This window comes from Comamonadaceae bacterium M7527, assembly GCA_021044545.1.
In the GTDB taxonomy this organism is placed as follows: domain Bacteria; phylum Pseudomonadota; class Gammaproteobacteria; order Burkholderiales; family Burkholderiaceae_C; genus RS62.
The window spans coordinates 1190312-1214722 of sequence record CP087990.1 but is presented as its reverse complement, the minus strand read 5'-3'; the positions used below and the strand labels follow the sequence as shown (position 1 = coordinate 1214722).

Genomic DNA, 24411 nt, shown 5'->3' with positions numbered 1-24411 from the left:
CGCTGCTGCCGCTAGCCATTGGTGGGCAGTAGCGCATCAAGCTGGGTGTTGGTGAATGTGCCCGATGGCGGTATGTGTTGTATGACCTTGGCGATGTAGGTTTGCGGATTTAGGCCATTGAGTTGGGCGGAGGTGAGCAAGCTCATCATGGCAGCGGCGCGCTGCCCGGCGGATGCACTGCCTGCAAAAAGCCGGTGGTGGTTGGGCTGCGCCCAAGGCCATTCCAGGTTGCGCATGGGCGTGTTGTCTATGGGTAAGTGGCCGCTGTGTGCATAGCGTTGCAATGCGTCCCAACGGTTCAGGCAGTATTTGATGGCCAGCAGTTTGGGGTCCATGGTGTAGCGCAACACCACGTCGTGCTTTAGCAGCAAGTCATGCAGGGCATGGAGTGTGGGTAATGCGCGTTGCTGCCTGGCGGCCAGCGCTGCAGACGCTGACAAGCGGCGATTGCGTATGTGCTGCTCTGTTGCATACAGGTCATTGATGTAGGCAAGGGCTTGTGCAGCGAGTGTGCAGGAGGCGTTGGCCAACAGGGCTTCAAAGTTGCGCTTTACATTGGCCCAGCACCCCAGCGCCGTGACAAAAGGTCTGCCGGTATCAGATTCAAACAAGGGCTTGTAAGGCAGGTGGTCATCTACCATTACACAGGCCAGTTTGGGCGGTACATGCTCTGACCCGCGCTGGCGCTTGTGGCGGGTGGGGCAGTGCCCCCATATTTGTTTGGTTTGTTGGGTGCTGCGCCCAAGGTTTAGGTTGTACATCACGGCCTGCAGTCCTTGCGCAGCGCTGGGGCCATAAGCCCATACATAGGCGCGCACGCGGTCGCCATTGCGGGCCAGTACGTGGATGGTTTGTTCGCGCGCGTGCAGCACGCTGCTTTGCAACACCTGTGTTTGCAAGCGTGCCGCCAGTGGTAGCAGCGCTTGGGTCAGCATGCCCATCCAACGCCCCAGTGTGTCTGGCGTAACGGTTACGCCTTGCTGCGCCAGTGTTTGGGCAATGTCTGTTAAGGGTTGGTGCTTGCCAAATGCAAGCCAGGCCACTTGCGCCAAGCGTTCACGGTGCGCGAGGTGGTCGTGGGTGGTGCGTAATGCCGGATGCTGGCCGCAGCAACTATTGGGTTGAATGTTGGTGTTTGCCTGCAATAGCGCTAACCGTTGAAACTGGCTCGCGGCAATGTCCATGCTGCGTGCTGCTTCATACGTGGTGTGCTGTGTGTCACACAGCAGCGGGTGTTTGGGCTCAAACCGTGCGCTCAAGCAGTCCAGCTGCGTGCGGTGTAAGGCGGCCAGCGCAGCTTGGACTTGTGGGCGTGCAGTTGCCAGGTTGGTGGGGGGTGCAGGCCACGTGGGCGAGCTTACGGGTGGTTTGGGTGGTGTGGGCGCACTGGGCGCCGACTGTAGCAATGCTGTTGCAACTGAACCCAGGGTATTAACGCGGGCGTTTTCTTTTGTACGCATAACAAACCATTAATGAGTATTAAACGACTAAAAAATAACAATTTCTTAATTATTTAGCGCTCAAATGGCTTTGTGCAATGCGCGTATTCCATGATGGACAAGGCCAGCCACTGCCGCTACGGCGCTGGCTGGTCTTGTCTTGTTGTCAGGGGTACAAACCTCGTTGTTCACGGGCGTTCAGTATGCGCGTGCAGGCCACGATAAAGGTGGCCGTGCGCAGTGTGGTGGCGTGTTGCTTGGCGGTGCGCCACACGCCGTCAAACGCTTCGCGCATGATGCGTACCAAGCGTGCATTGATTTCGTCTTCGCTCCAGAAAAAGCTAGAGAAGTCTTGCACCCATTCAAAGTAGCTCACCGTGACGCCGCCTGCGTTGGCGATGACGTCTGGCACGATGACCACGCCTTTGTCGCTCAATATGTCGTCGGCCTGCGGTGTGGTGGGGCCGTTGGCGCCTTCCAATATGAGCTTGGCTTTGATGCGGTTGGCGTTGTGCTCTGTGATTTGCCCCTCAAGGGCAGCTGGTATCAGTATGTCGCAGTTCACATCCCAAAAGCTGTCAGGCTCTGCCGCGTCGCCGCCTGCAAAGCCAGCTACTGAGCCTTGTTGGGCCACGTGGGCCAGTAGCGCGGGCATGTCAAAGCCTTTGTCATTGACAATGGCGCCGCCATGATCTTGCGCCGCTACCACCAACGCGCCAGCTTGGGCAAACAACCTGGCGGCCGTGCCACCCACATTGCCCAAGCCTTGCACGGCCAAGCGCGCGCCTTCAATCTTGAGTCCCATGTGCTGGGCCGCCTCAATGCCCACGGTAAACACGCCGCGGCCCGTAGCCTCACGCCTGCCCAAAGAGCCGCCCAAGTCCACCGGCTTGCCAGTGACCACGCCGGTTGACGTGCCGCCCTGGTTCATGGAGTAGGTGTCCATCATCCACGCCATGACTTGCTCGTTGGTGTTCACGTCTGGTGCGGGTATATCTTTGGACGGGCCGATGATGATGCCAATCTCGCTGGTGTAGCGCCTGGTAATGCGCTCCAGCTCACCCTTTGAGTACTTGCGCGGGTCCAGGCGAATGCCGCCCTTGGCGCCGCCAAATGGCACATTGACAGCGGCGTTTTTGACAGACATCCAGGCGGACAAGGCCATTACTTCTGACAGCGTGACGTCTTGGTGAAAACGTACGCCGCCTTTGCCGGGGCCTCGTGACAAGTTGTGCTGCACGCGGTAGCCCTCGAAGTGGGCAATGCTGCCGTCGTCCAGGTGAATGGGCACGTCTACGGTCAGTATGCGCTTGGGGCGCTTTAGCGTATCGACCCAACGCGCCAAGCTGCCCAGGTAGGGCGTGACGCGCTCGACTTGCTGCAAATAAACGCCCCATGGGCCCAGGTTGTTGGGGTCTAAATAAGAGGGCAGATTGCTGAGGTGGCTATTGGACGACATATATTCCTAATGGGTCGACTGGCGTTGGAAAACCTATGGCGGCGACTGTAGGCTTAACTTGTCTTGTCGTCCAAGGCTATGATTCTTACAAGTTATGCGTTTGGCGCATAACATAGGCTTTAAGGCTTCTTGGGCTTTGTTTAAGCTGACAACACGCCACTGCTGTGAACGGCCAGACGCCTCCTGTGCCTGATAATGGCGGCATGAAGAAAACATATGACTTGCGCCTAGAAGGCAAAAACCCTGATCGCCTGCTGGACGCTGCCAAAAATGATGTGCGCAAGTACATCAAGCGTTGTCGTGACAAAGCCTTGCCTGCGGGCACACATTTTTGGCATTTTGTGTGCAAGGTGGGCGCAAGCGAGGCGCAGGCTGCAGACGTACGCCCGCAGCAGCTCACCGAGGTGATCAACAGTACGGTGGCTGCTGGTGCTACCACTTTGTTTGCGCACATTGAGCCAGTTGCGACAGCGCGCGTGTACAAAAACGTGGCCCAGCCATGGGGCCAGTCTGACGAGCAAGCCAACGATCAGGCTGACCAGCCATAGCCATGGCCATAGCTATTGGTTTGAGCCAGTTCACACCACTCAGGTATTGCTGGCGCAACCACTAGGCGCAGGCGGCTTGCCGCATACTCGCCGTGATGCGCAAAAAGCAAGACCTCCCCCAAAAAATCTGCCTACATTGCGGCCTGCCATTCAGCTGGCGCAAAAAGTGGGAGCGTGACTGGGAGCAAGTGCGTTACTGCTCCAAACGCTGTAGCGGTGCACGTGGCAGCGCACCTGACAAGCCCAAGGGGTAGTTGGCATGCGTTTGCACATTGTTTGGTTTAGAGACGATTTTCGCGTGGGCGACAACCCTACGCTGAAAGCCGCAGCCGACCGGGCCGATGCCTTGTTGTGCGTTGCTGTGCGCGAACAGGCTTCACCTGGTCACACGTGGGGAGGCACGTCAGCGCAGCCACAGCTGCCATTTGAGCGGCGCAGCGCGCGCAGGCTGGCCACATGGCAGCAAGCCACGGCTGGTTTGCACCAACAGCTAGCCGCTCTTGGTCAAGCCCTGCACATTGTTGACAGCGTGCAAGCCATTGCGCAGCTGGTGCACACACTGGTGCAAGAGAACACCCAAGACAAGGCCGGTGGCAAGGTGCAGGTGCGCGTATTGACGCAGCACATTCCAGCGCCTTTTGAGCAGGCCGACGTTCGCGCCTTGCGTGACGCCATAGACGTTTTACAGGTTGCAGAGGTTGAAGATGTTGTAGAGCTTGATAGCGCTGACTTGCTGCTGGGTGATGCGCTTGCGTTTGGCCACGCGGACACGTTACACAAGCTGCCTGCTGTGTTCACCGCATTTAAACAGCAGGTTGAACGCACTGGCATGCCTGTGCGTGCGTTGGTGCCTACGCCCACGCAGTTGCCGCCTGCGCCTCAAGTGCCTGCAGGCTTGGCCACAGCTGCGCATGCGCACCACCCAGTTGCAGACTTGCAGCTGCCCGAGCAGTTCGACGGCGCGCTGCAGGTGAGTGAGCGCGCTGGACAGGCGCACTTGCAATGGTATTTTTCAGACCACAAAGCACACCATTACAAAGCCAGCCGCAACGGCTTGATGCGCAGCGAGGCCTATGGCGCAGGCTATGCCACCAAGCTGTCGCCGTGGTTGGCCAAGGGTTGTGTCTCACCCACCATGGTGTGGCAGGCGCTGAAGGTGTTTGAACAAGCCCACGGCGCCACCAACAGCAGCTACTGGATAGGCTTTGAGCTGTTGTGGCGAGAGCACTTTAGGTGGCTACACAAGCGCCACGGACACGCCATGTACCGCGCAAAGGGCTTGACCGATGCAGGCGGCCATAAGCCACCACCCATCAAACAACAGCGCGCGCTGTTTGAGCAATGGAGCACAGGCCAGACAGACCATGCGTTTGTGAATGCAGGCATGCGTGAGCTGGCGTTGACAGGTTACGTATCCAACCGCATGCGTCAAATACTGGCCAGCTATTGGCTCAACACGTACAAGGGCGATTGGCGTATTGGTGCGGCTTGGTTTGAGCACGCGCTCATTGACTTTGACGTTATGAGCAACACAGGCAACTGGTTGTACATTGCCGGCCTGGGCAGCGACCCCAAAGGCGGTCGCGCCTTTGATGTGGACTGGCAGGCCAACACCTATGACGCCGATGGCGCTTACACACGGCGCTGGGCGCAGGCCAACCGATGACAGACACAACAACCCGTCCAGCCAACTGCTTGCGGCTGATATTGGGCGATCAACTCAACCCGCAACACAGCTGGTTTGCCACGGTTGACGATGCCGTGGTGTACGTGCTGATGGAGGTGCGCAGCGAGACCGACTACGTGCTGCACCATGCACAAAAAGTGTTGGGCATTTTTGCGGCCATGCGTGCGCTGGGTGCGCAGCTGCAGGCCAATGGCCACCGCGTGCACTACATCGCCATTGATGATGTTGACAACCAGCACGACATACCCGCCAACCTGGAGCGCGTAGCGCAGCAAATCGGTGCCACGCAGGTGCAATGCCAGGCGCCAGATGAGTGGCGCCTGGACGCCTTGTTACATGCATGGCGAGACCAAACCACGCTGCAGGTTGGCAGCGTGAGCAGCGAACATTTCCTGGCAGACAGGCTTGATGTACAGCAGCAATTTGCTGGTAAAAAGTCGTGGCTGATGGAGACGTTTTACCGTGCCATGCGTATCAGGCATGGTGTGCTGCTTGAAGGCGGCAACAAGCCCCTGGGTGGCAAGTGGAACTTTGACGCGAGTAACCGCCAGACTTGGCATGGCCCCACCACCAAGCATGCAGACCCCGCCCAGCCTGAGGACGTGCGGCCCCTGCACAACCACGCGCTGCTGTGGGCCACCATACAAGGTGCAGGTGTGCAGTCGTTTGGCAACGCACAAGCAGATGCGTTTCGCTGGCCTGTGAACCGTGACGAGGGTTGGCCCAACTGACGCACTTTGTGCAGCATGTGCTGCCCAATTTTGGTCGCTACCAAGACGCCATGCATACAGATACATGGCGCTTGTTTCATGCGCTGATTTCGTTTGCCCTTAACGTCAAAATGCTCTCGCCGCTGGAGGTGATACGCCGTGCTGAGCAAGCGCTGCAAGAAGGTGTGGCCAGTATTGAGGCGGTAGAGGGCTTTATCAGGCAAATACTGGGCTGGCGCGAATATGTGCGCGGTGTGTACTGGGCCAATATGCCCGGCTACGACGAGCGCAACGCCTTGGACAGTCACAACGATTTGCCACAGTGGTTTTGGACTGGGCAGACCAACATGCGTTGCATGCAGCACGCCATTGGCCAGTCGCTGGAGCACGCCTACGCGCACCACATTCAACGCCTTATGGTGATAGGCAACTTTGCGTTGCTAGCCGGTGTGTCACCGCAGCAAGTGCACCAGTGGTACCTGGGCGTTTACATTGATGCGTTTGAATGGGTTGAGTTGCCAAATACGCTGGGCATGAGCCAGTATGCCGATGGTGGCTTGTTGGCGACCAAGCCCTATGTGTCAAGCGCCGCCTACATTGACCGCATGAGCAACTACTGCAAAGGCTGTCACTACAACAAGAGCGAGAAGCTAGGCGACAAGGCTTGCCCTTTTAACGCTTTGTACTGGGACTTTTTTGCCCGCCATAGAGACCGTCTGGGCAACAACTTTCGCCTGGGCATGGTCTACAAAAACCTGGACCGCATGACGCCACAGCAGCTGTCAGACATTGCCGATAAAGCCAAGCGCGTAACAGGCAATTTGGATCAGTTGTAGACAGTGCTGCGTTGCTGCGTTGTTGCGTTGTTGCGCCGCTGCGCAGGGCGCCATCGTGACGCCCATTCAAGTGGGGTATGAGCGCTTCAGGGCTGTTTAGCGAACAATCAGCGTGGGTACGTCAACGCTGCGCAGTATGTCTGTGCCCTTGGAGCCGAACAACCACTGGCGCAATGGCGAGTGGGTGTTGACGCCCATTACCAGCAAGTCTGCGCCTTGCTCGCCGATTTGCTTGGCAATCACGTCGGCGGCTTGGCCAGGCACAAAGGCTGTGCTGACGCTGAAGCCTTGCTCTTGCAACAAGGCCTGTGCCCAGCTCAGTTGCTTGTTGTCGTCGGCATTTGCTGACGGTGCGCCAGACATCACCACGTGAATGGGCAGGCCTGTTAGCAGTGCGCTGCTGGCCACGGTACGCACCGCTTCGCGTGCTGCACTGCGCCCATCAAATGCCAACACCACTTTGGTGGGCGGCGTAAAGGCAACAGGGGTCAGCATGACCGGGCAGGGTAGTGTGCGAATGAGCTCTGCCACCGTGCGGCTGATGTCGCGGGTGGGCGTGTTGGCTGCTGTGCGCTCGCCACGTCTGCCCATGACCACCATGCTGGCGCTGGGTGCCAAATCAGCCAAAGTGCCCGCCACAGTTCCGTGACGCTGGCGCACATCAATATTAGCCACCCCAGCGTCTAAAGCTTGTTGGCGCAGGCGTGCCAAAAACAGGCGGCCTTGCTCGCGCGCCATTTTGCTGCGTGAGGCGTCTTCTTTGGACAGGTTGGCCAGCAGTGCCTCTTGTGCATCCACGCCCAGGGTGCCGCTACGGTCATCGCTTTGTGCGGTTTCCAGGTGGCGGTCCAGCACGTGCAGCAACTCAACCGGTACGGCCAGTTGTCTGCCTGCCCAGGTCGCAGCAAGGGCGACGCTGTCGGTGTGGTCAGACTGGTCGACACAGGCGAGGATTTTCTGGTTGTTTGTGATCATGATTGCGTTGCCTTGTAATTAGTGCAAAGCCGCTTGGGCAGCGTCTGGTTTGTCGTGTGTACCAAAGCGGTCAATCATGGTGGCGCTGGCCTCGTTCAAGCCAATGACCTCAACGTCTGTGCCTTCGCGGCGAAACTTGACCACCACTTTGTCTAGAGCACTGACGGCGGTGACGTCCCAAAAATGCGCTTGGCTCACGTCTATGCGTACAGCTTCAATCACTTCCTTGTAGTCAAACGCAGCCACAAACCGCTCGCTGGACGCAAAGAACACTTGGCCCTCTACGGTGTAGCGGCGCACGCGGCCATCGTCCTGGGCGACAGAGCTTACGCGCAGCACCTGGCCGACTTTGTGCGCAAAGAAAAAGCCCGACAACAACACACCCACCAGAACGCCCTTGGCCAAATCGTGCGTGGCCACCACCACCACTACCGTGGCAATCATCACCACGCTGGAGCTTTTGGGGTTGGTGCCCAGGTTGCGTACCGAGGCCCAGTTGAATGTGCCAATAGACACCATGATCATCACGGCCACCAATGCAGCCATGGGGATTAGGGCGACGTAGTCACCCAAAAACACCACCATAATGAGTAACAACACGCCAGCGGTCAGTGTGGACAAGCGGCCACGCCCACCTGATTTGACGTTGATCACCGACTGGCCAATCATGGCGCAGCCGGCCATGCCGCCCATGAAGCCTGCAAACACGTTGGACAAACCTTGTCCTACACACTCCCGGTTTTTGTCGCTGGGTGTGTCGGTGAGGTCGTCAACAATAGACGCCGTCATCATGGACTCCAGCAAGCCCACCACAGCCATGGTGGCGGATACCGGGAAGATGATGGTGAGTGTCTCCCACGTCAGTGGCATATCTGGGAACAAGAACACGGGCAGGCTGTCTGGCAGCTCGCCCATATCGCCTACGTTGCGAATGTCAAAGCCAAAATAAACAGACACGGCAGTGAGCACCACGATGGTGACCAGTGGCGATGGCACGGCCTTGGTCAGCAGCGGGAATATATAAATAATGCCCAAGCCAGCTGCTGTCATGGCGTATACGACCCAGCTCACGTCTATGAGCTCTGGCAACTGGGCCATAAAAATCAAAATGGCCAGTGCGTTGACAAAGCCGGTGATGACCGAGCGCGATACAAAGCGCATGAGTGAGCCCAAGCGCAACCAGCCAGCCACGACTTGCAGCACACCAGTGAGCACTGTGGCCCCCAGCAAATATTGCAGGCCGTGGTCTTTGACCAAGGTCACCATGAGCAAGGCCATGGCGCCAGTGGCCGCCGAGATCATGCCGGGACGCCCGCCCATGAATGCGCTGACAAATGCAATACAAAACGAGGCGTACAAGCCCACCTTGGGGTCAACGCCGGCAATGATTGAAAACGCAATGGCTTCTGGAATAAGCGCCAATGCCACGACCAGGCCGGCTAGCAAGTCGTTGCGCGTATTGGATAGCCATTCTTGGCGTAAGTGATTCATGGTGTTTGTGGTGGTGTTGGCTGTAGGGGGGCGGTGGCGGTGCACCTTGCGCGCGCAGCCCAAGCGCTGCTCAAAGCGTGTGGGGCGGCAAAGGCTTCTATTTTAGGGGCTTGCGTTTGCCTGGCTTGTTGGGCGCATTGGGCGCAGCCTTGGCGCGTGGGCTGGTGCCTACTCTGATGCCCATCAGCGCGTCCCGGGTGACTGGGCATTTGAGCTGGGTGAGCCACCAGTCAAGTGCCTTGCCGGGTGCGGCGCTGTTAGGGCTGCGCCAGGCGTAGGCCATGCGTGCAGTACGTGGTGGCTGGTCTACGGCCTTCTCGACCAACTGTCCCGCATCTATGTAGGCTTGCGCCAGTGGTTGTGGCAAATAGCCGCAGCCCAAGCCGCGCAGTTGTGCTTGCAACTTGAGCGCCATGGTGGGCACAGTCAGCGTGCCCTGGCCGGGCAATACGCCCACGGTCAGGCCTGGACCGCGCGCCGTGCTGTCGGCCACCACCACGGCGCGGTGGGCCATTCGCTGCTGCTCGGTCAGTGGTTTGCTGGCTGAGGCCAGTGGGTGGTGCGGCGCGACCGCAAACACAAAAGGCACAAGCCCCAAGGGCGCGCTGCGAATACCGGCGTATTGCGCGAGCTCGGACACTATGCCCAGTGCCAAGTCTGAGTGCCCAGAGGACAGTGAGTCTGTTGTGCCCGTCATGGTCTCTACGCGCAGCTTGAGTTGTGTGGGTGCGCCCAGCTCGTAGAAGCGCTCAAACAATTCAAATATGGTTTGCGTGTCAACCAGGCCATCGGCCACGATGATGAGCTGTGCCTCCCAGCCAGTGGCCACGCGCTGTACGCGCTTGGCCACGGCGTCCAACTCGCCCAGCAAGTGCTCGCTGGCGCGCAATAGCTCGGTGCCGGCCAGCGTGAGCTGGGCACGCCTGGCGCTGCGGTCTACCAGCAGCACATCTAGGTTGTCTTCCATTTGGCGCAGCCGGTAGCTCAAGGCGCTGGGCACCACGCCCAGCACACGCGCCGCCGCCGCCATGCTGCCGCTGCTGGCCACTGTAGCCAGCATATGCAAGTTGTCTGTTGATAAAGCGCTTCTTTGATTTTGCATCATTAGCAAATTATCGTTCAAATTATTTGAATGATGACATCAAGGCGTTTCACCTTTGGGGCGGGCCAGACGGCGCACACTAAAGGCATTCGTTCAGTGCTGTGTTGTTTCAAAGGAGATCACCATGTTGCAAGTCAGACCCGCTGCCCAACGGGGCCAAGCAGATCACGGCTGGTTAAAGAGCCAACACAGTTTTTCGTTTGCCGACTACATGGACCCCAGGTTCATGGGTTGGGGCAACCTGCGCGTGATCAACGAAGACCGCATTGCCGCAGGCATGGGTTTTGGCACACATGGTCATCGCGACATGGAAATTGTGAGCTACGTGATATCTGGCGAGTTGGCGCACAAGGACGACATTGGCAACGGTACCTCCATCCCCCCAGGTGATGTGCAGCGCATGAGTGCAGGCACGGGTGTGCGCCACAGTGAGTTCAATCACGCCAAAGACAGCGAAACACACTTTTTACAAATCTGGTTGCTGCCACACACTGCTGGCATCAAGCCTGGCTACGAGCAAAAGCACTTTGCAGCCAGTGACAAACGCGGCAAGCTGCGCTTGGTGGCAGACCCACACGGTACAGACGGTGCCGTTACAGTGCACAGCGACGCGCGAATTTTTTCGGGCCTGTTCACTGGCAGTGAAGCGTATACCTTGGCCATTGACCCTGCACGCAAAGCTTATGTGCAAGTGATCAAAAGGCAGCCTCAACGTAGCCGGTCATCAGTTGTCGCAAGGTGACGGTTTGTTGGTGGCTGATGAAAGCGAGCTTGGCTTTTCTGGCGGCGTTGACGCCGAAGTGCTGCTGTTTGATTTAAAAGCCTGATAGTTACCCTGGCGCTGCGTCACGCGTCAGGCGTGTCGAGCAAACCGTTATCCAAAGGCATCACCATGACATCGTTACAACACGCAAGCGCACTTGCAGGGCGCGGTTTCATCGCTGCGCGGTGGTGCCTGGTCTGAACAACGCCAAGTGCGGCCCACTCAACAACCGGTATTCATCAAGTTCAGGAGCTTTACGCCATGACGCCACAAGACTCAGCAGCAAACGCCCCCATTACACGCCCTGTGGCGCGGCTGGTGCCCATGCCCAGGCACGCTTTTGATGCGGACACCTTTGCCTATATGTTGCGGGTGGAGCCTCAGCGTTTGATTGATCCGTTTTTGGGTATTGATGCCTTTAGCATGCCGCAGTCGTATTTCTTGCCGCACCCGCACGGTGGCATGAGCGCCATTACCCTGTTGTTTGCCGACTCACCCGGTGGCGTGCGCAATCGTGACTCTACAGGCGATGACAGCATTATTGAGGCAGGTGATTTGCACTGGACGCAAGCCGGCAAGGGCATTATTCACGAAGAGACGCCGTCTCAACCGGGTAGTGCCGCGCTGGGTTTGCAAATTTTTGTAGACATGGCGCCTGAGCACAAGTACGACGAGGCTGCTGTTTTCAAAGTCAAGCGCGCCGACATGCCTGTACAGCACATGGACGGCGCAACCGTTACCGCAGTGGCGGGGGCACTGCCCGATGGCTCTGCGCATTCTCCTATTGGTGATGACGCACGCTGGGCTACCAAGGTCGGCATGTGGGACATGACGGCCCAACCTGGCGCTGTGGTGCGCTTGCCCGTGCCTGATGTGCACAACGTGTTCTTTGTGCTGCGCAGCGGCTCACTGGTGTTTGGCAGCCAGCACGGTCAGCAAGTGGTGTCTGAGCCAACCACTGTGGTGTGGAACCCCGTGGTCTTGCCCACACCCGTGGTGGGCGACAACGTGGTGTTGCAAGCCGGCCCAGATGGGTTTCACGGTGTTATGTTCCATGGCAAGCCCATAGGCGAGCCGGTGTTGCAGCACGGCCCGTTCACGGGTAACTCACGCCAGGATATTGTCAATTACATGCAGTCGTTTCATGACGGCGACATGGGGCAGCTGGACGCTTCGTTCACGCGTGCGCCGTAAATTTTTTTTTGTTGTTGTTTGTTTGTTTGTTTGTTTTTTGTTTTTTTAAATTGAGTTTGTTATGACCAAGACAGTTGTTGTATTTCATTCCGGCTACGGCCATACCGAGCGCGTAGCCGAGTTTGTCGCCAAAGGCGCGCAAGCCGAGCTGGTGGCCATAGATGCAGATGGCAACCTCACTGACGCACAGTGGGCGCAAATTGACGCAGCCGACGCCATCATCATGGGCTCGCCCACTTACATGGGCATGGCCTCATGGCAGTTCAAAAAGTTTGCAGACACCAGCTCAAAGCGCTGGTTCGCCGGCCAGTGGGAAGGCAAAGTTGCTGGCGGCTTCACCATCTCGGGTAGCCCAAGCGGTGACAAGTTGTCCACCATTCAATACTTCATTACCTTGGCCATGCAGCACGGCATGGTGTGGGTAGGCCAGCCTGCCAAAAACGACGGCACCATCAACCGCGTGGGCTCAAACAGCGGCGTTATGGCGCAAGTTGGCCCCACCAGTCCGGCGGCTGACATTCCGCAAGGCGACTTGGACACCGCGCAAGCCTACGGCAAGCGTGTGGCCGACGTTGCCGCCAAATTGCTGGTCTAACAGTCCAGCGCTGAAGTGCGTTGCACTGGGCTAACATAACGCCATGCTCGCACTTAACTTCATGCCATGGACCGACTGGTTAGCCCTGTCGGTCTTTTTTGCGTCCTGGTTGCTCTATGCGTGGTTTGCCGGGCGTGGCCACCATGACGGCACCACCTTGTTGGCCCGCACCAACGAATACCGCCATTTTTGGCTGCGTGAAGCCACATTCAGAGATCCGCGCATGCTTGATGGCTTGATCACCCAGAACCTGTCGGCTACACCTGCCTTTTTTTGCAGCACCACCATCATCATCATTGGTGGCTTGTTGGCGTTACTGGGTGCATCAGACCGTGTGACAGCGGTGGTGGGCGAGATACCTTTTGCGCAAGCCACAGTGGTGGAGGTGTTTGACTTCAAGGTGTTGCTGTTGATTGGCATATTTGTGTATGCCTTCTTTCGCTTCAGTTGGTCTATGCGCCTGTACACCTTTGTTGCCCTGGCCATTGGCTCTATGCCAGCGCCCAAAAAATTCAACGATGGCAGCTTTGACCGAGAGCGCCACGCCAAGCGCGCCAGTGCCCTGGTGGGTATGGCCGCAGAAGCGTTTAACAGCGGCTTGCGCGCCTACTACATGAGCTTTGCAGCTATCAGCTGGATATTTTCCAGCACCGCATTCATGGTGGGCAGTGCTGTCGTGGTGGTGGTGTTGTACCGGCGCGAGTTCCGCTCGGATGTGCTGGACGTGTTGCGCAATTAATGGAAGACGCTACAGTAACGCCTCTACGTTTTTAGGATGCACCATGCGTTACTGTTTTGAGCCTGCTGCTGTTCGGTCCCTGGCCATTGCCCAGTCTGAGCAGCGGTTTGCGGTTAATCGTATTTTTTGTGTGGGCCGCAATTACGCCGAGCACGCACGCGAGATGGGCAAAGACCCTGAGCGCGAAGCGCCGTTCTTTTTCATGAAGCCCGCACAAGCGGTGCTAGACGCGGCCCAGCCCGCCACCATGGCCTACCCGCCACAAACCAGCAACTTGCACCACGAGGTGGAACTGGTGGTGGCCATTGGCAAAGGTGGGCGCGACATAGCGCCAGACCAAGCCTTGCAGCATGTGTACGCTTACACCGTGGGCTTGGATATGACCCGGCGCGACTTGCAAACCCAAGCCAAAAATGCCGGCAGACCTTGGGAGTTTGGTAAAGCCTTTGCCCAGTCGGCGCCTATGGGGCGGTTGCACACAGTCGCACAGCATGGCCACCCCATGCAGGCACGGATAAGGCTTGATGTAAATGGCAGCACGCGTCAAGACAGCAACATAGACCAACTGATTTGGTCGGTGGCCGAATCGATTGCCCAGCTTTCACAGTTTGAAGCACTTGAGCCCGGCGACCTCATCATGACGGGCACGCCAGCAGGCGTAGCTGCCGTCGTGCCTGGCGACCTCATGGAGGGCAGCATAGAAGGCCTTGGCAGCATCAGCGTGCGTGTGGCCTACCCCTGAGGTGGCAAGGCTGAGCCCGCCACAGGTTGCTTATGCTTGACACGCCATATCGCTGCCACAGCACATGGGCGATTTGATTTTTCCCTCACACGCAGGGCACTTGGCAATACGTACCTCGCTGCCGTCGTCAAGTACGAGTACGTCATTAACCAAAGGTTTTTTGCAGGTTTCGCACTGCACATTGACAGCCATATTGCATGTGTCACATTTGTAGATAGCCATGAGATTTCTCCAAACCGTTGTTGCGAGGCATATGCCTCGTGTTATTAATGTAGCTATAAATAACTATTTGTAGTTGTATTTGTTAACCGAGTACAACACAAAAGCATTGAATAAATGCCATGCGCCGCAAAGGTGCTCATAAACTGGGACACCTTGCGGCGTGGTGGCGGTTACTGACTGGACTTCGCTTCCAGCGACTCCACGCGGGCCATGAGTGCGGCCATGCGTTGCTTGAGGTCGGCATTCTCTGTGGCCTGCACCCGTAGCTGGTCTTGCAGTGCCACCACTTGCTGGCCTTGGGCTGGTGCGCTTCGGTTAGAGCCACCCCATGAGTAGCTAAAACCTGCGCCTACTGTGGCCTTGCCGTTGCTGCCAGTTGCCGCTGCCACCTTGAAAGTGGTATTGGCGCTGAGCCTGTGCTGAAAGCCAATGGCTACGGCGTTCTTGCCGCTGTAGCCGCCCACCCCTGCCGAGAACCCACTTTCGGCACCAGTTGGCAGGGCTGGCATGCTGGCCATGGCGGTGACGTTGGCAATGCCCTGTGTGTTGCCGTCAATGCGCTTGCTGTTGGCGTCAATGCGTTGGCGGTTGTTGGCTATGCCTTGGGTGTTGGTATCAATGCGCAGGTCTGCACCTGCTGCTACCCCCTGTAGCGCGTCGTCTAGCTGCTTCTTGTTCACGGCTTCGTTGTCTTGCACACCAGCGGCCACGCCACCGATTCGTACGTTGGTCACGTACTTATAAACGCCACCTTCGTTGATGATGCCGGTCGCACCCGCTGGCGCGTCGACGGGTAGGGTGCCGTTGGTGTTGAAGGTGTTAAACGCGGTTGCGTCTGTGGTGTATTCGGCGTTGTTGTCGCCGTTCAGGCCGTACATGGTGGTTTGGTAGTTCACGCCGCTGTTGCCCGTGCCTGCAGCCACGCCTTTGTCCTGGTCTCGCAGTGTTTGGATGGTGGTGCCGGTACCGCCACGCAGTACGGTTTGTTTGGTTGCGTCGTTGTCGGCGTCAAACACCACTTTGCCGTCACCCCGGACAATGGCCACTTCAGAGTATGAAACGGTCACTTCGGCTTTGTCGTCCGCTGGGTCGTTGGCGCCTGTTGCGTGTAGTGATGTCACGGCTTCCGTTCCCCCTCCGAAGGTTGGCCTTTTCCGGCCGTCGGCGCGCTTGCCTTTGCGGTTGGCGCGGGTGCGTAGGCGGGCGTTGATGGCGTCTACGTCTGCCGTCAAGGTGGTGGTTTTACCGGTTCGGTTACCGATGTTGGTGGCGTTGGCTGCCACGCCTTTGGCGTTGGTGTCCACCTGGCCGGTGGCTAGCGCGTCCACCTTGGCCTGAGCTTCTTTGTCGGCTTGTGCCTTGGTGTAGACCGTTGCGGTGGTGGTGCCTTGGATGTCATCTTTAAGGGTGAGGGTGCCAGTGGCGGCCTGCGTGTTGGCGTCTTTGTCGATGGTGACAATGCTATTGAGCTGCGCGATGGTGGCGGCGTCTTGGTTGCCCGTGCCGTTGGCCACGTTGGTAATGCGGCGGGTGACGGGGTTGTTAGGGCTGCCATCACCACCACCAACCGAGACTGTATTATCTTCACTCGCCACACTACCACCACCCAGCGCGACGCTACCATGACCACTTGCCGTGGCGCCTGTGCCATTGGCCACACTACCAGTGCCGCTAGCGCTTGCGTTGGTGCCGTTTGCCGTGCTGCCAGTACCAGTGGCTTGGCTACCTGCGCCAGTAGCAGTGGCGCCTGCACCGTTGGCGTTACTGCCTGCACCGGTAGCGGTTGCACCTTCACCGGTTGCGGTGGTGCCGTTACCGGTTGCGGTGGCCTTGGTGCCATCAGCGGTGGCATTGGTGCCGTTGGTGGTGGCGCCTGCACCGTTGGCGTTACTGCCTGCACCGGTAGCGGTTGCACCTTTACCGGTTGCGGTGGTGCCGTTGCCGGTTGCGGTGGCATTGGCGCCTGTGGCGCTCGAGTTGGTGCCGTTGGCGTTGGCACCGGTGCCGTCAGCGTTGGCGTTGTCGCCTGCGGCGCTGGCGCCTTCACCTGCGGTGCTGGTGTTTTTGCCCAGTAGGTCCGTTAGTTGTTTGAGATTGACCGCGTCGTTATCGTTGACGGCGGCGGCCACGCCACCAAGGCGCACGTCGGTGACCCATTTATTGACACCGTTTTCGGTAATGGTGCCGGTGGCGCCTGTGGGCATGGCGGGCGTGTTGGTGGTGGTCATTTCCACGCCGTTGGCGTCGTACATGGTGGTTTGATAGTAGACACCACTGTTGCCGTCTTTTTGGTCGCGCAAGGTTTGTACGGTGGTGCCGGTGCCGCCTTTTAGGGCGGTGGCGGTGGCGGTGGCGGATAGGGCTTCGGTGCCGTTGATTCGTTTGACGGTTACGCTGCTGTCGGTCTTGGTGAAGGTTTTGCCCAATTCTTCTAGAGCGGTTTTGTTGGCTGCCATCTGGCCGTTTTCCAAATTGGTTATCTTGGTGTCCAAGGCTTTGACTTGGGTTTCTGTTTCAGTTTTAGCGGCAGCGATGGCTGCACTCTTAGCTGAGTTGGCTTTGGTGGTGGCATCGGTTGCGGCTGCTGCGATGGCTGCACTCTTAGCTGTGTTCACCTGATTAGCAACCGAACCTGCAACTGTGGCGTCAGCGTTAAGTTTGGTGATGCCTGCGGTGTTGGTCTTAACCGTACCATCTGCCAAGGCTTTGACTTGGGTTTCTGTTTCAGTTTTAGCGGCAGCGATGGCTGCACTCTTAGCTGAGTTGGCTTTGGTGGTGGCATCGGTTGCGGCTGCTGCGATGGCTGCACTCTTAGCTGAGTTGGCTTTGGTGGTGGCATCGGTTGCGGCTGCTGCGATGGCTGCACTCTTAGCTGTGTTCACCTGATTAGCAACCGAACCTGCAACTGTGGCGTCAGCGTTAAGTTTGGTGATGCCTGCGGTGGTTGGTCTTAACCGTACCATCTGCCAAGGCTTTGACTTGGGTTTCTGTTTCAGTTTTAGCGGCAGCGATGGCTGCACTCTTAGCTGAGTTAGCTTTGGTGGTGGCATCGGTTGCGGCTGCTGCGATGGCGGCACTCTTAGCTGTGTTCACCTGATTAGCAACCGAACCTGCAACTGTGGCGTCAGCGTTAAGTTTGGTGATGCCTGCGGTGTTGGTCTTAACCGTACCATCTGCCAAGGCTTTGACTTGGGTTTCTGTTTCAGTTTTAGCGGCAGCGATGGCTGCACTCTTAGCTGATTTCACCTGGGCCACTGTGGCCGCGTCGGTGGCGTCCCTGCCGTTTGTGACGTTGACGATGCGGCGGGTTCTTGGGCCAAAGCCATACGTGTTGCTGCCTCTGCCCACTGATACGGTGCTGCTTTCGGTTGCTACGCTGTCAGAGCCCAAAGCCACTGCGTGTTTGGCGGCCCCCTGCACATGGCTATAGTCGCCGATTGCGGAATAGTTGCTATCCGAATCCGTTTTACTGTAGCCGCCGATTACGATGGAATGTACGCCTTTCGCTTCGTTATTGTGGCCGAGGGCGGTGGATGAAGCGCCTAACGCTTTGGAATGGTTGCCTAAGGCGGTTGAGAAAGTGAGTTTCGCTTCGGCATTGTTGCCTATGGCGGTGGTTGCAGTGAGTGACGCCTTGCTTTCTTTACCATAGGATGTTGCTGAGGGCTCACCCCCATGCGCGGTGCTGCCGCAGCTGAGCGCCAGTAGTGCAGCCAGCGTTGTTAGCCGATGATGGCCCGATGGCCCGATCTTCTTATTGCGAGGTGCGAGGTGCGAGGTGCGAGGTCATGAGTGTAACCTAAAGGTAGTCAAACGAGACCTAAAAGTATACATTAAACCTATCTCTTTTTACATATTAGTACTTACATGTAGTTATTTACAACTCATTTCAAAAGTGGCCACCAAACTGGGGCGCAAACTGACACCGTGGCACACAGTGGGCTGAATGGGGGGCTGAACAGGGGGCGGTACACACCCCCCAGTAGCCCCGTGTTTTATTTGGCGCTGTGCTCCAGGTGGTAGTGGGTGATGCGCTCTACCTCGTTTTTGCTGCCCAGTACCACGCTCACACGCTGGTGCAATGCGTTGGGGGTTATGTCCAAGATGCGCTCGCGCCCGTTGGTGGCTGCGCCACCAGCTTGCTCTACCAGCCAGCTCATGGGGTTGGCCTCGTACATGAGGCGCAGCTTGCCGGCTTTGTTGGGCTCGCGTTTGTCCCATGGGTACAGAAATACGCCGCCACGGGTGAGTATGCGGTGTACGTCGGCCACCATGCTGGCAATCCAGCGCATGTTGAAGTCTTTGCCGCGTGTGCCCTCTGTGCCAGCCAGGCATTCGTCTACATAGCGCTTTACGGGTGTGTCCCAGTGGCGCATGTTGCTCATGTTGATGGCGAATTCTTGCGTATCTGCGGGTATGCGTACGTTTTCTGAGGTGAGGGTGAATGAGCCTTGTTCACGGTCTAGCGTAAACATGGCCACGCCGTTGCCAACTGTTAGCACCAGCGTGGTTTGTGGGCCGTACACGCAGTAGCCCGCAGCCACTTGTGTGCTGCCGGCTTGTAAAAAGTCTTGCTCTGTGACACCGGCCGAGTTGTCTGGTTTTTTGAGTACGCTGAATATGGTGCCTATGCTCACGTTGACGTCAATGTTGCTAGAGCCGTCCAAGGGGTCAAACAGCAGCAGGTATTCGCCTTGTGGGTAGCGGTTGGGCACCAGGTGAATGCCTGCCATTTCTTCGCTGGCCATGGCGGCCAGGTGGCCGCCCCATTCGTTGGCTTCAATGAGTACTTCGTTGGCGATGATGTCTAGCTTTTTTTGCACTTCGCCTTGCACGTTTTCAGTCTCGGTGGCGCCTAGTACGCCGCCCAGTGCGCCTTTTGTGACGGATAGGCTGATGCTTTTGCAAGACCGCGCTACCACCTCCAGCAGCAAGCGCAGTTGTGGGGGCAGGGTGCCGTGTATGCGCTCTTGCTCAATGAGGTAGCGGGTGAGTGAGACTTTTTGTGTGGCCATGGTGTGCTGCGCTGCGTGGCGTAGTGGTTTAAGGGTTAGACAGGGCTCGGCTGACGACTTCGCGCACGTCGGCGCTCAAGTTGGGCTTGGCGGCGACGCGCTCAATGGCGGCGCGCGCTGCGCTTTTGTAGGGCTGATCCAGTATTTCCCAACGGTCCAGGGCGCGTGCCAGGCGAGCGGCTATTTGCGGGTTAAACGCGTCCAGCTCTAACACCTTGTCGGCCCACAATACATAGCCTGCTGCGTCTGCGCGGTGGAATGCGGCGGGGTTGGCTTGGCAAAACGTGGACAGCACGCTGCGCGCGCGGTTGGGGTTGCGCATGTTGAATTCCGGGTGCTTGAGCAATTGGCGCACAGTGGCCAGCACGTCGCCGCCACGGTCGGTGCGCGCGCATTGCAGGGCAAACCATTTGTCAATCACCAGTGGCTCGTGGCGGAACAACATGTAAAACTTGGTCAACGCGCGGTCTGCCAGTGGGCTACCGGCTTGTACCAATGCAGACATGGCGCTGAAGCGGTCTGTCATGTTGTTGGCGTCGTGGAAGCGTTGCAGCGCCTTGCCAGCCCAGTTGTCTGCCCCATCGCTATTGCCGCTGGCTTGTTCGGCCAACACCAAGTTGGCCAATGCGAGGTTGGCCAGTGCGCGCTCGCCAACGTCTTGCGCGGCTGTGCTGAAGGCGCGCGTGGCGTTGTAGGCCGTCCATGCCTGGCTCCACTGTGGTGTTAGCGCTTGCGCCAATTGCAGTTTGAGCGACTCGCGCACTGCGTGAATGCGTTGTGGGTCTACCGCTTGCAGTTGTTCGGCAATGTAAGACTCGCTGGGCAGTGTCAGCACCAATTCTTTAAAGGCTGGGGCCAATTGGGTGCTGTCCACAATGCGGCGCAATGCGTCAACGTAGGCGTCATCGGCTACCACGGGCTCGTTTTGCGAATGGCGTTCAGCAAGCGAGACAAGGCCAGGCGTTGTGAGGCTTCCCATTGGTTGAAGGGGTCGGTGTCATGGGCTAACAGGTGCAGCCATTGCGCATCGCTGAGCACAATGTCCAGCACCACAGGTGCGCTGAAGCCGCGCAGCACAGATGGCACGGCGTCTTGTGTGATGTTGGTAAACGTAAAGCGCTGGCTTGCGTCGTGCAGCACCAGGGTGCGTGAGGTGCTTGCCGCGCTGGCGTCTGCGTCGCCGGCCATGGTCAGTGGCAAGGCGCGGCCGTCAAGGCCTACCAGGCCTACGGTGACAGGCAATACAAATGGGTCTTTAACGGGCTGGTTGGGTGTGGCCGCGCAGCTTTGGCGCAACTCAAAGGTGTAGGTGTGGGCGTTGTCGTCGTACTCACCCACCACGTGCAGGCGCGGCGTGCCGGCTTGGCTGTACCAGCGCTTGAACGTGGGTAGGTGCTGGGCCAATGCCGAGGTGGGGTTGGTGTCGGCAATGGCTTGGGCAAAGTCGTCGCAGGTGACGGCTTGGCCGTCAAAGCGCTCAAAGTACAGTGCCATGCCTTTGGCAAAGCCGTCGCGCCCTACCAGGGTTTGCATCATGCGTACGACTTCTGCGCCTTTTTCGTAAATGGTGACGGTGTAGAAGTTGTTGATTTCTTCGTACTGGTCTGGGCGCACCGGGTGGGCCATGGGGCCTGCGTCCTCGGGGAATTGCGCGGTGCGCAGCACGCGCACGTCTTCAATGCGTTTAACGGCACGGCCGGATTCGCTGCCGGCCATGTCCTGGCTGAATTCCTGGTCTCTAAAAACGGTGAGGCCTTCTTTGAGTGACAGCTGAAACCAGTCGCGGCAGGTGATGCGGTTGCCCGTCCAGTTGTGGAAGTACTCGTGGGCCACCACGCTTTCAACGTTGCCAAAGTCGGCGTCTGTGGCGGTGGCAGGGCTGGCCAGCACAAACTTGGTGTTGAAGATGTTGAGGCCCTTGTTTTCCATGGCGCCCATGTTGAAGTCGGCGGTGGCCACAATCATGAAGCGCTCAAGGTCTAGCGGCAAGTTGAAGCGTGCCTCGTCCCAGGCCATGCTGGCCATGAGTGATTGCATGGCGTGTTCGGTTTTGTCCAGGTCGCCGGGGCGTACATAAATTTGCAGCAAGTGGCTGGAGCCGCTGCGCGCGGTTACACGCTGTTCACGGCACACCAATTGGCCTGCCACCAGGGCAAACAAGTAGCTGGGCTTGGGGTGGGGGTCATGCCAGGTGGCAAAGTGACGCTGATCGGGCAAGCTGCCGCTGTCGACCAGGTTGCCGTTGGACAGCAACACGGGGAAGGCTGTCTGGTCTGCGCGCAAGGTCACGGTGTAGGTGGCCATGACGTCGGGGCGGTCTAAAAAGTAGGTGATGCGCCTGAAGCCTTGCGCCTCGCATTGCGTGAAGAAGCATTCGCCACTCATGTACAAGCCCATTAGCGCGGTGTTGGTGCTGGGGTTGCAGGTGGTGAGGATTTCCAGGTCAAACGCCTCAGGGCCTTCGGGCAAGCTCTCCAGTACCAGTTGGTTGCCGTCTTTTTTAAAGCTGCAGCCTTGGCCGTTGACCAGCACGCGTGTGGGGGTTAGGTCTTCGCCGTCCAGGCGCAGGGCCTGGGGCGCCACATCGGCGTTGCGACGCACGCGCATTTTGTTGAGCACGCGGGTTTTGGTGGGCTCTAAGTCAAAGCCCAGTTCAACCGTGTCTATCCAAAACGCGGGGGCTTGGTAGTCTTCGCGTTTTATGAGGGTGGCGGCGTTGCCGGCATCAGCCATGAGAGCTTGCATTGTTCAGTTCCTTGTTGGGTCTGGCTTAAACGCCTTGCTTGAGCGAGGCTTGGATAAACATGTCCAAGTCGCCGTCCAGCACTTTTTGTGTGTTGGTGGCCTCAACGCCAGTGCGCAAATCTTTGATGCGGCTTTGGTCCAGCACGTAAGAGCGTATCTGGTGGCCCCAGCCCACGTCGGTTTTGCCGTCTTCCAGCTTTTGTTGCTCGTCTTGGCGTTTACGCATTTCCAGGTCGTACAGCTTTGAGCGCAGGCGTTTCCAGGCCACGTCGCGGTTGCTGTGTTGGCTTCGTCCGTCCTGGCACTGCACCACGGTGCCCGTGGGTATGTGCGTCAGGCGCACGGCAGAGTCTGTCTTGTTGATGTGCTGGCCGCCCGCACCGCTGGCGCGGTAGGTGTCGGTGCGCACGTCTGCCGGGTTGATATCAATTTCAATGGAGTCGTCAATTTCGGGGTAGACAAACACCGATGCAAAAGAGGTGTGACGCCCCCCGATGAGTCAAACGGTGACTTGCGTACCAAGCGGTGTACGCCGCTTTCTGTGCGCAACAAGCCAAACGCGTATTCGCCGTCTACCTTGATGGTGCAGCCTTTGATGCCGGCGACGTCACCAGGTGTTTCGTCTTCAATGGTGGTTTTGAAGTCCTGGCGCTCGGCGTAGCGCAGGTATTGGCGCATCATCAGTATGCTGGCCCAGTCACAGGCTTCTGTGCCGCCTGCGCCTGATTGAATGTCAATAAAGCAGCTGAATGGGTCAGCCTCCTGGCTGAACATGCGCCTGAACTCCAGGCGTTCCACGATGGCTGTTAATGCCTGTACGTCGGTTTCTATGGCGTGCAAGCCATTGGTGTCGTCTTGCGACATTTCAAACAACTCGGCGTTGTCAGACAGGTCGGCGTCTAGCTGGTTCAGCACGCCCACGACGTCGTCCAGAGACTTTTTCTCTTTGCCCAGTTCTTGCGCACGTTTGGGGTCGTTCCAGACGGCGGGGTCTTCCAGGGCGGCTTCTACCTCGCTGAGGCGCTGTGCTTTGCTATCGACGTCAAAGATACCTCCGTAACTCACCGACTCGCAGCTGCAAGTCGTCTATGAGGTTGGATAGGGCGTTGAGGCGTTCGGCTTCCATGGTGTTCTTTGTGCGAAGTTATAAATAACTTCGTATTTTCTCATGCCAGCTGCCCGTTGTATGACAAAGGGGCTAGGCCTTTAAAAACGCCTCAATCATGGCTGCCAAGGCCTGCGGCTGGTCGTGGTGCAGCATGTGCCCTACGTCCTGCATGCACTCTATGCGTGAGTTGGGCACATGCTGCCAGCGCTGCATGAACTCGGCACGGGTGAATTTGTTGGTCCACCAGGTTTGCAAGCTGTCTTCTTCAGCGTGCACAAACAAGGTGGGCGCGGTAATGGCCTTGTAACAAGCCACTGTTTCGTCTACCTGAAAGAGGTGGGCCCCCACCACTTTGTGCGCGGCGTGGCCCAGCACTTGCCATTGGTCGGGTGCGGTCATCTCGGACCACTCGCCAGCGAGCCACTGCGCTTTGTCCAGGCTCAGGCGTGGGTTGGTTTTCATTAGTCTGGCCACGACAGCGTCGTGGCTGCTGTAGCTGCGCAAGTCCATTTCGCCTTTGCCAAATTTGGCCAGTTCGTCCAGCCACTGTGCATAGCGCGTAGGCGCTTGCGCGGGGCGGGTGCTGGCCAGGCCAAAGCCTTCCAGATTGACGAGTTTACGAATGCGCTTGGGGCGTACGCCTGCGTACATGGTGGCAATGTGCCCGCCCATGCTGTGGCCCACCAGGTCTACTTGCTGGTTGGGGGCCAGCAAGTCCATCAGCGCGTCCAGGTCTGCCAGGTAGTCTGCAAACCAGAAGTTGTCGGTGTTGGGTGTGTCGGTCAGGCCAAAGCCGCGCCAGTCAGGCGCCACTATCCACCGGTCTTGTGCCATGGCGTCCACCATGAACTGAAACGAGGCGCCCACATCCATCCAGCCGTGTACCAAGACCAGGGGCGGCACGCCTGTTGCAGGCTTGCCCCAGCTGCGGTAGTGGTAACGCAGGTGACGGATTGGGACGAAATGGCTGTGGCTGGCGCGTTTTACTTGGTACATTGCTGGCATCTTAGAAGGAATATGTTGTGTCCAACTCTGCCAAGC

16 protein-coding genes and 4 pseudogenes are annotated in these 24411 nt (G+C 58.1%); 9 read left to right on the top strand and 11 right to left on the bottom strand.

Annotation, left to right across the window (positions count from 1 at the left end; all coding sequences use genetic code 11):
* Positions 1-11: 11 nt before the first annotated feature.
* Positions 12-1460 (bottom strand): transposase, encoded by a 1449-nt coding sequence (locus tag LN050_05820; protein ID UFS55378.1) that lies wholly within the window; start codon positions 1458-1460, stop codon positions 12-14.
* Positions 1461-1605: 145 nt separating this feature from the next.
* On the bottom strand, positions 1606-2898 hold the full coding sequence (locus LN050_05815; protein ID UFS55377.1) for a Glu/Leu/Phe/Val dehydrogenase: 1293 nt from the start codon (positions 2896-2898) through the stop codon (positions 1606-1608).
* A 203-nt stretch (positions 2899-3101) separates the two neighbouring features.
* Between LN050_05815 and LN050_05810 the strand changes: the two genes are divergently transcribed.
* The 4 genes and pseudogenes from LN050_05810 to LN050_05795 all read left to right on the top strand — a co-directional run bounded on the left by LN050_05810 (position 3102) and on the right by LN050_05795 (position 6679).
* Positions 3102-3446, top strand: coding sequence for a DUF6172 family protein (locus tag LN050_05810; protein UFS55376.1), 345 nt, complete (start codon positions 3102-3104; stop codon positions 3444-3446).
* Between the two features lie 95 nt (positions 3447-3541).
* Complete coding sequence (locus tag LN050_05805; GenBank protein UFS55375.1) at positions 3542-3700, top strand: DUF2256 domain-containing protein; 159 nt, start codon at positions 3542-3544, stop codon at positions 3698-3700.
* A 5-nt stretch (positions 3701-3705) separates the two neighbouring features.
* Positions 3706-5112 carry a DASH family cryptochrome gene (locus LN050_05800; protein ID UFS55374.1) on the top strand — a complete coding sequence of 469 codons (1407 nt, stop codon included), beginning with the start codon at positions 3706-3708 and terminating at the stop codon, positions 5110-5112.
* Positions 5109-6679, top strand: a pseudogene (locus LN050_05795) (cryptochrome/photolyase family protein). The gene LN050_05800 and the pseudogene LN050_05795 overlap by 4 nt, the downstream one beginning before the upstream one ends.
* A gap of 96 nt (positions 6680-6775) precedes the next feature.
* Here LN050_05795 and LN050_05790 read toward each other — a convergent pair.
* The 3 genes from LN050_05790 to LN050_05780 all read right to left on the bottom strand — a co-directional run bounded on the left by LN050_05790 (position 6776) and on the right by LN050_05780 (position 10247).
* Entirely contained in the window at positions 6776-7654 is an 879-nt protein-coding gene (locus LN050_05790; protein UFS55373.1) for a universal stress protein, read from the bottom strand.
* 18 nt (positions 7655-7672) lie between these two features.
* Positions 7673-9145, bottom strand: coding sequence for a SulP family inorganic anion transporter (locus LN050_05785; protein UFS55372.1), 1473 nt, complete (start codon positions 9143-9145; stop codon positions 7673-7675).
* A gap of 97 nt (positions 9146-9242) precedes the next feature.
* Positions 9243-10247 (bottom strand): LysR family transcriptional regulator, encoded by a 1005-nt coding sequence (locus tag LN050_05780; protein ID UFS57339.1) that lies wholly within the window; start codon positions 10245-10247, stop codon positions 9243-9245.
* A gap of 124 nt (positions 10248-10371) precedes the next feature.
* On the opposite strand from LN050_05780, the pseudogene LN050_05775 reads away from it, so the two are divergent.
* From LN050_05775 to LN050_05755, 5 genes and pseudogenes are all read left to right on the top strand, one after another.
* Positions 10372-11074, top strand: a pseudogene (locus LN050_05775) (pirin family protein).
* A 197-nt stretch (positions 11075-11271) separates the two neighbouring features.
* The gene (locus LN050_05770) at positions 11272-12204 is read left to right on the top strand and encodes a pirin family protein (GenBank protein UFS55371.1); all 933 of its coding nucleotides are present in this window, start codon (positions 11272-11274) and stop codon (positions 12202-12204) included.
* Between the two features lie 61 nt (positions 12205-12265).
* Entirely contained in the window at positions 12266-12799 is a 534-nt protein-coding gene (locus LN050_05765) for a flavodoxin family protein (protein ID UFS55370.1), read from the top strand.
* A 43-nt stretch (positions 12800-12842) separates the two neighbouring features.
* A complete protein-coding gene (locus LN050_05760) occupies positions 12843-13538 on the top strand; it encodes a DUF599 domain-containing protein (protein UFS55369.1) in 696 nt (231 codons plus the stop codon).
* Positions 13539-13581: 43 nt separating this feature from the next.
* On the top strand, positions 13582-14280 hold the full coding sequence (locus LN050_05755) for a fumarylacetoacetate hydrolase family protein (GenBank protein UFS55368.1): 699 nt from the start codon (positions 13582-13584) through the stop codon (positions 14278-14280).
* 392 nt (positions 14281-14672) lie between these two features.
* On the opposite strand, the gene LN050_05750 is transcribed toward LN050_05755, so the two are convergent.
* From LN050_05750 to LN050_05725, 6 genes and pseudogenes are all read right to left on the bottom strand, one after another.
* On the bottom strand, positions 14673-17384 hold the full coding sequence (locus LN050_05750) for a YadA-like family protein (GenBank protein UFS55367.1): 2712 nt from the start codon (positions 17382-17384) through the stop codon (positions 14673-14675).
* Positions 17385-17421: 37 nt separating this feature from the next.
* Positions 17422-17922 carry a hypothetical protein gene (locus tag LN050_05745; GenBank protein UFS55366.1) on the bottom strand — a complete coding sequence of 167 codons (501 nt, stop codon included), beginning with the start codon at positions 17920-17922 and terminating at the stop codon, positions 17422-17424.
* Between the two features lie 575 nt (positions 17923-18497).
* Positions 18498-19517 carry a class 1 fructose-bisphosphatase gene (locus tag LN050_05740; protein UFS55365.1) on the bottom strand — a complete coding sequence of 340 codons (1020 nt, stop codon included), beginning with the start codon at positions 19515-19517 and terminating at the stop codon, positions 18498-18500.
* A gap of 28 nt (positions 19518-19545) precedes the next feature.
* Positions 19546-22250: pseudogene (gene pepN / locus LN050_05735) on the bottom strand (aminopeptidase N).
* A gap of 37 nt (positions 22251-22287) precedes the next feature.
* Positions 22288-23388, bottom strand: a pseudogene (gene prfB, locus LN050_05730) (peptide chain release factor 2).
* Between the two features lie 72 nt (positions 23389-23460).
* Entirely contained in the window at positions 23461-24366 is a 906-nt protein-coding gene (locus LN050_05725) for an alpha/beta hydrolase (GenBank protein UFS55364.1), read from the bottom strand.
* Positions 24367-24411: the final 45 nt, after the last annotated feature.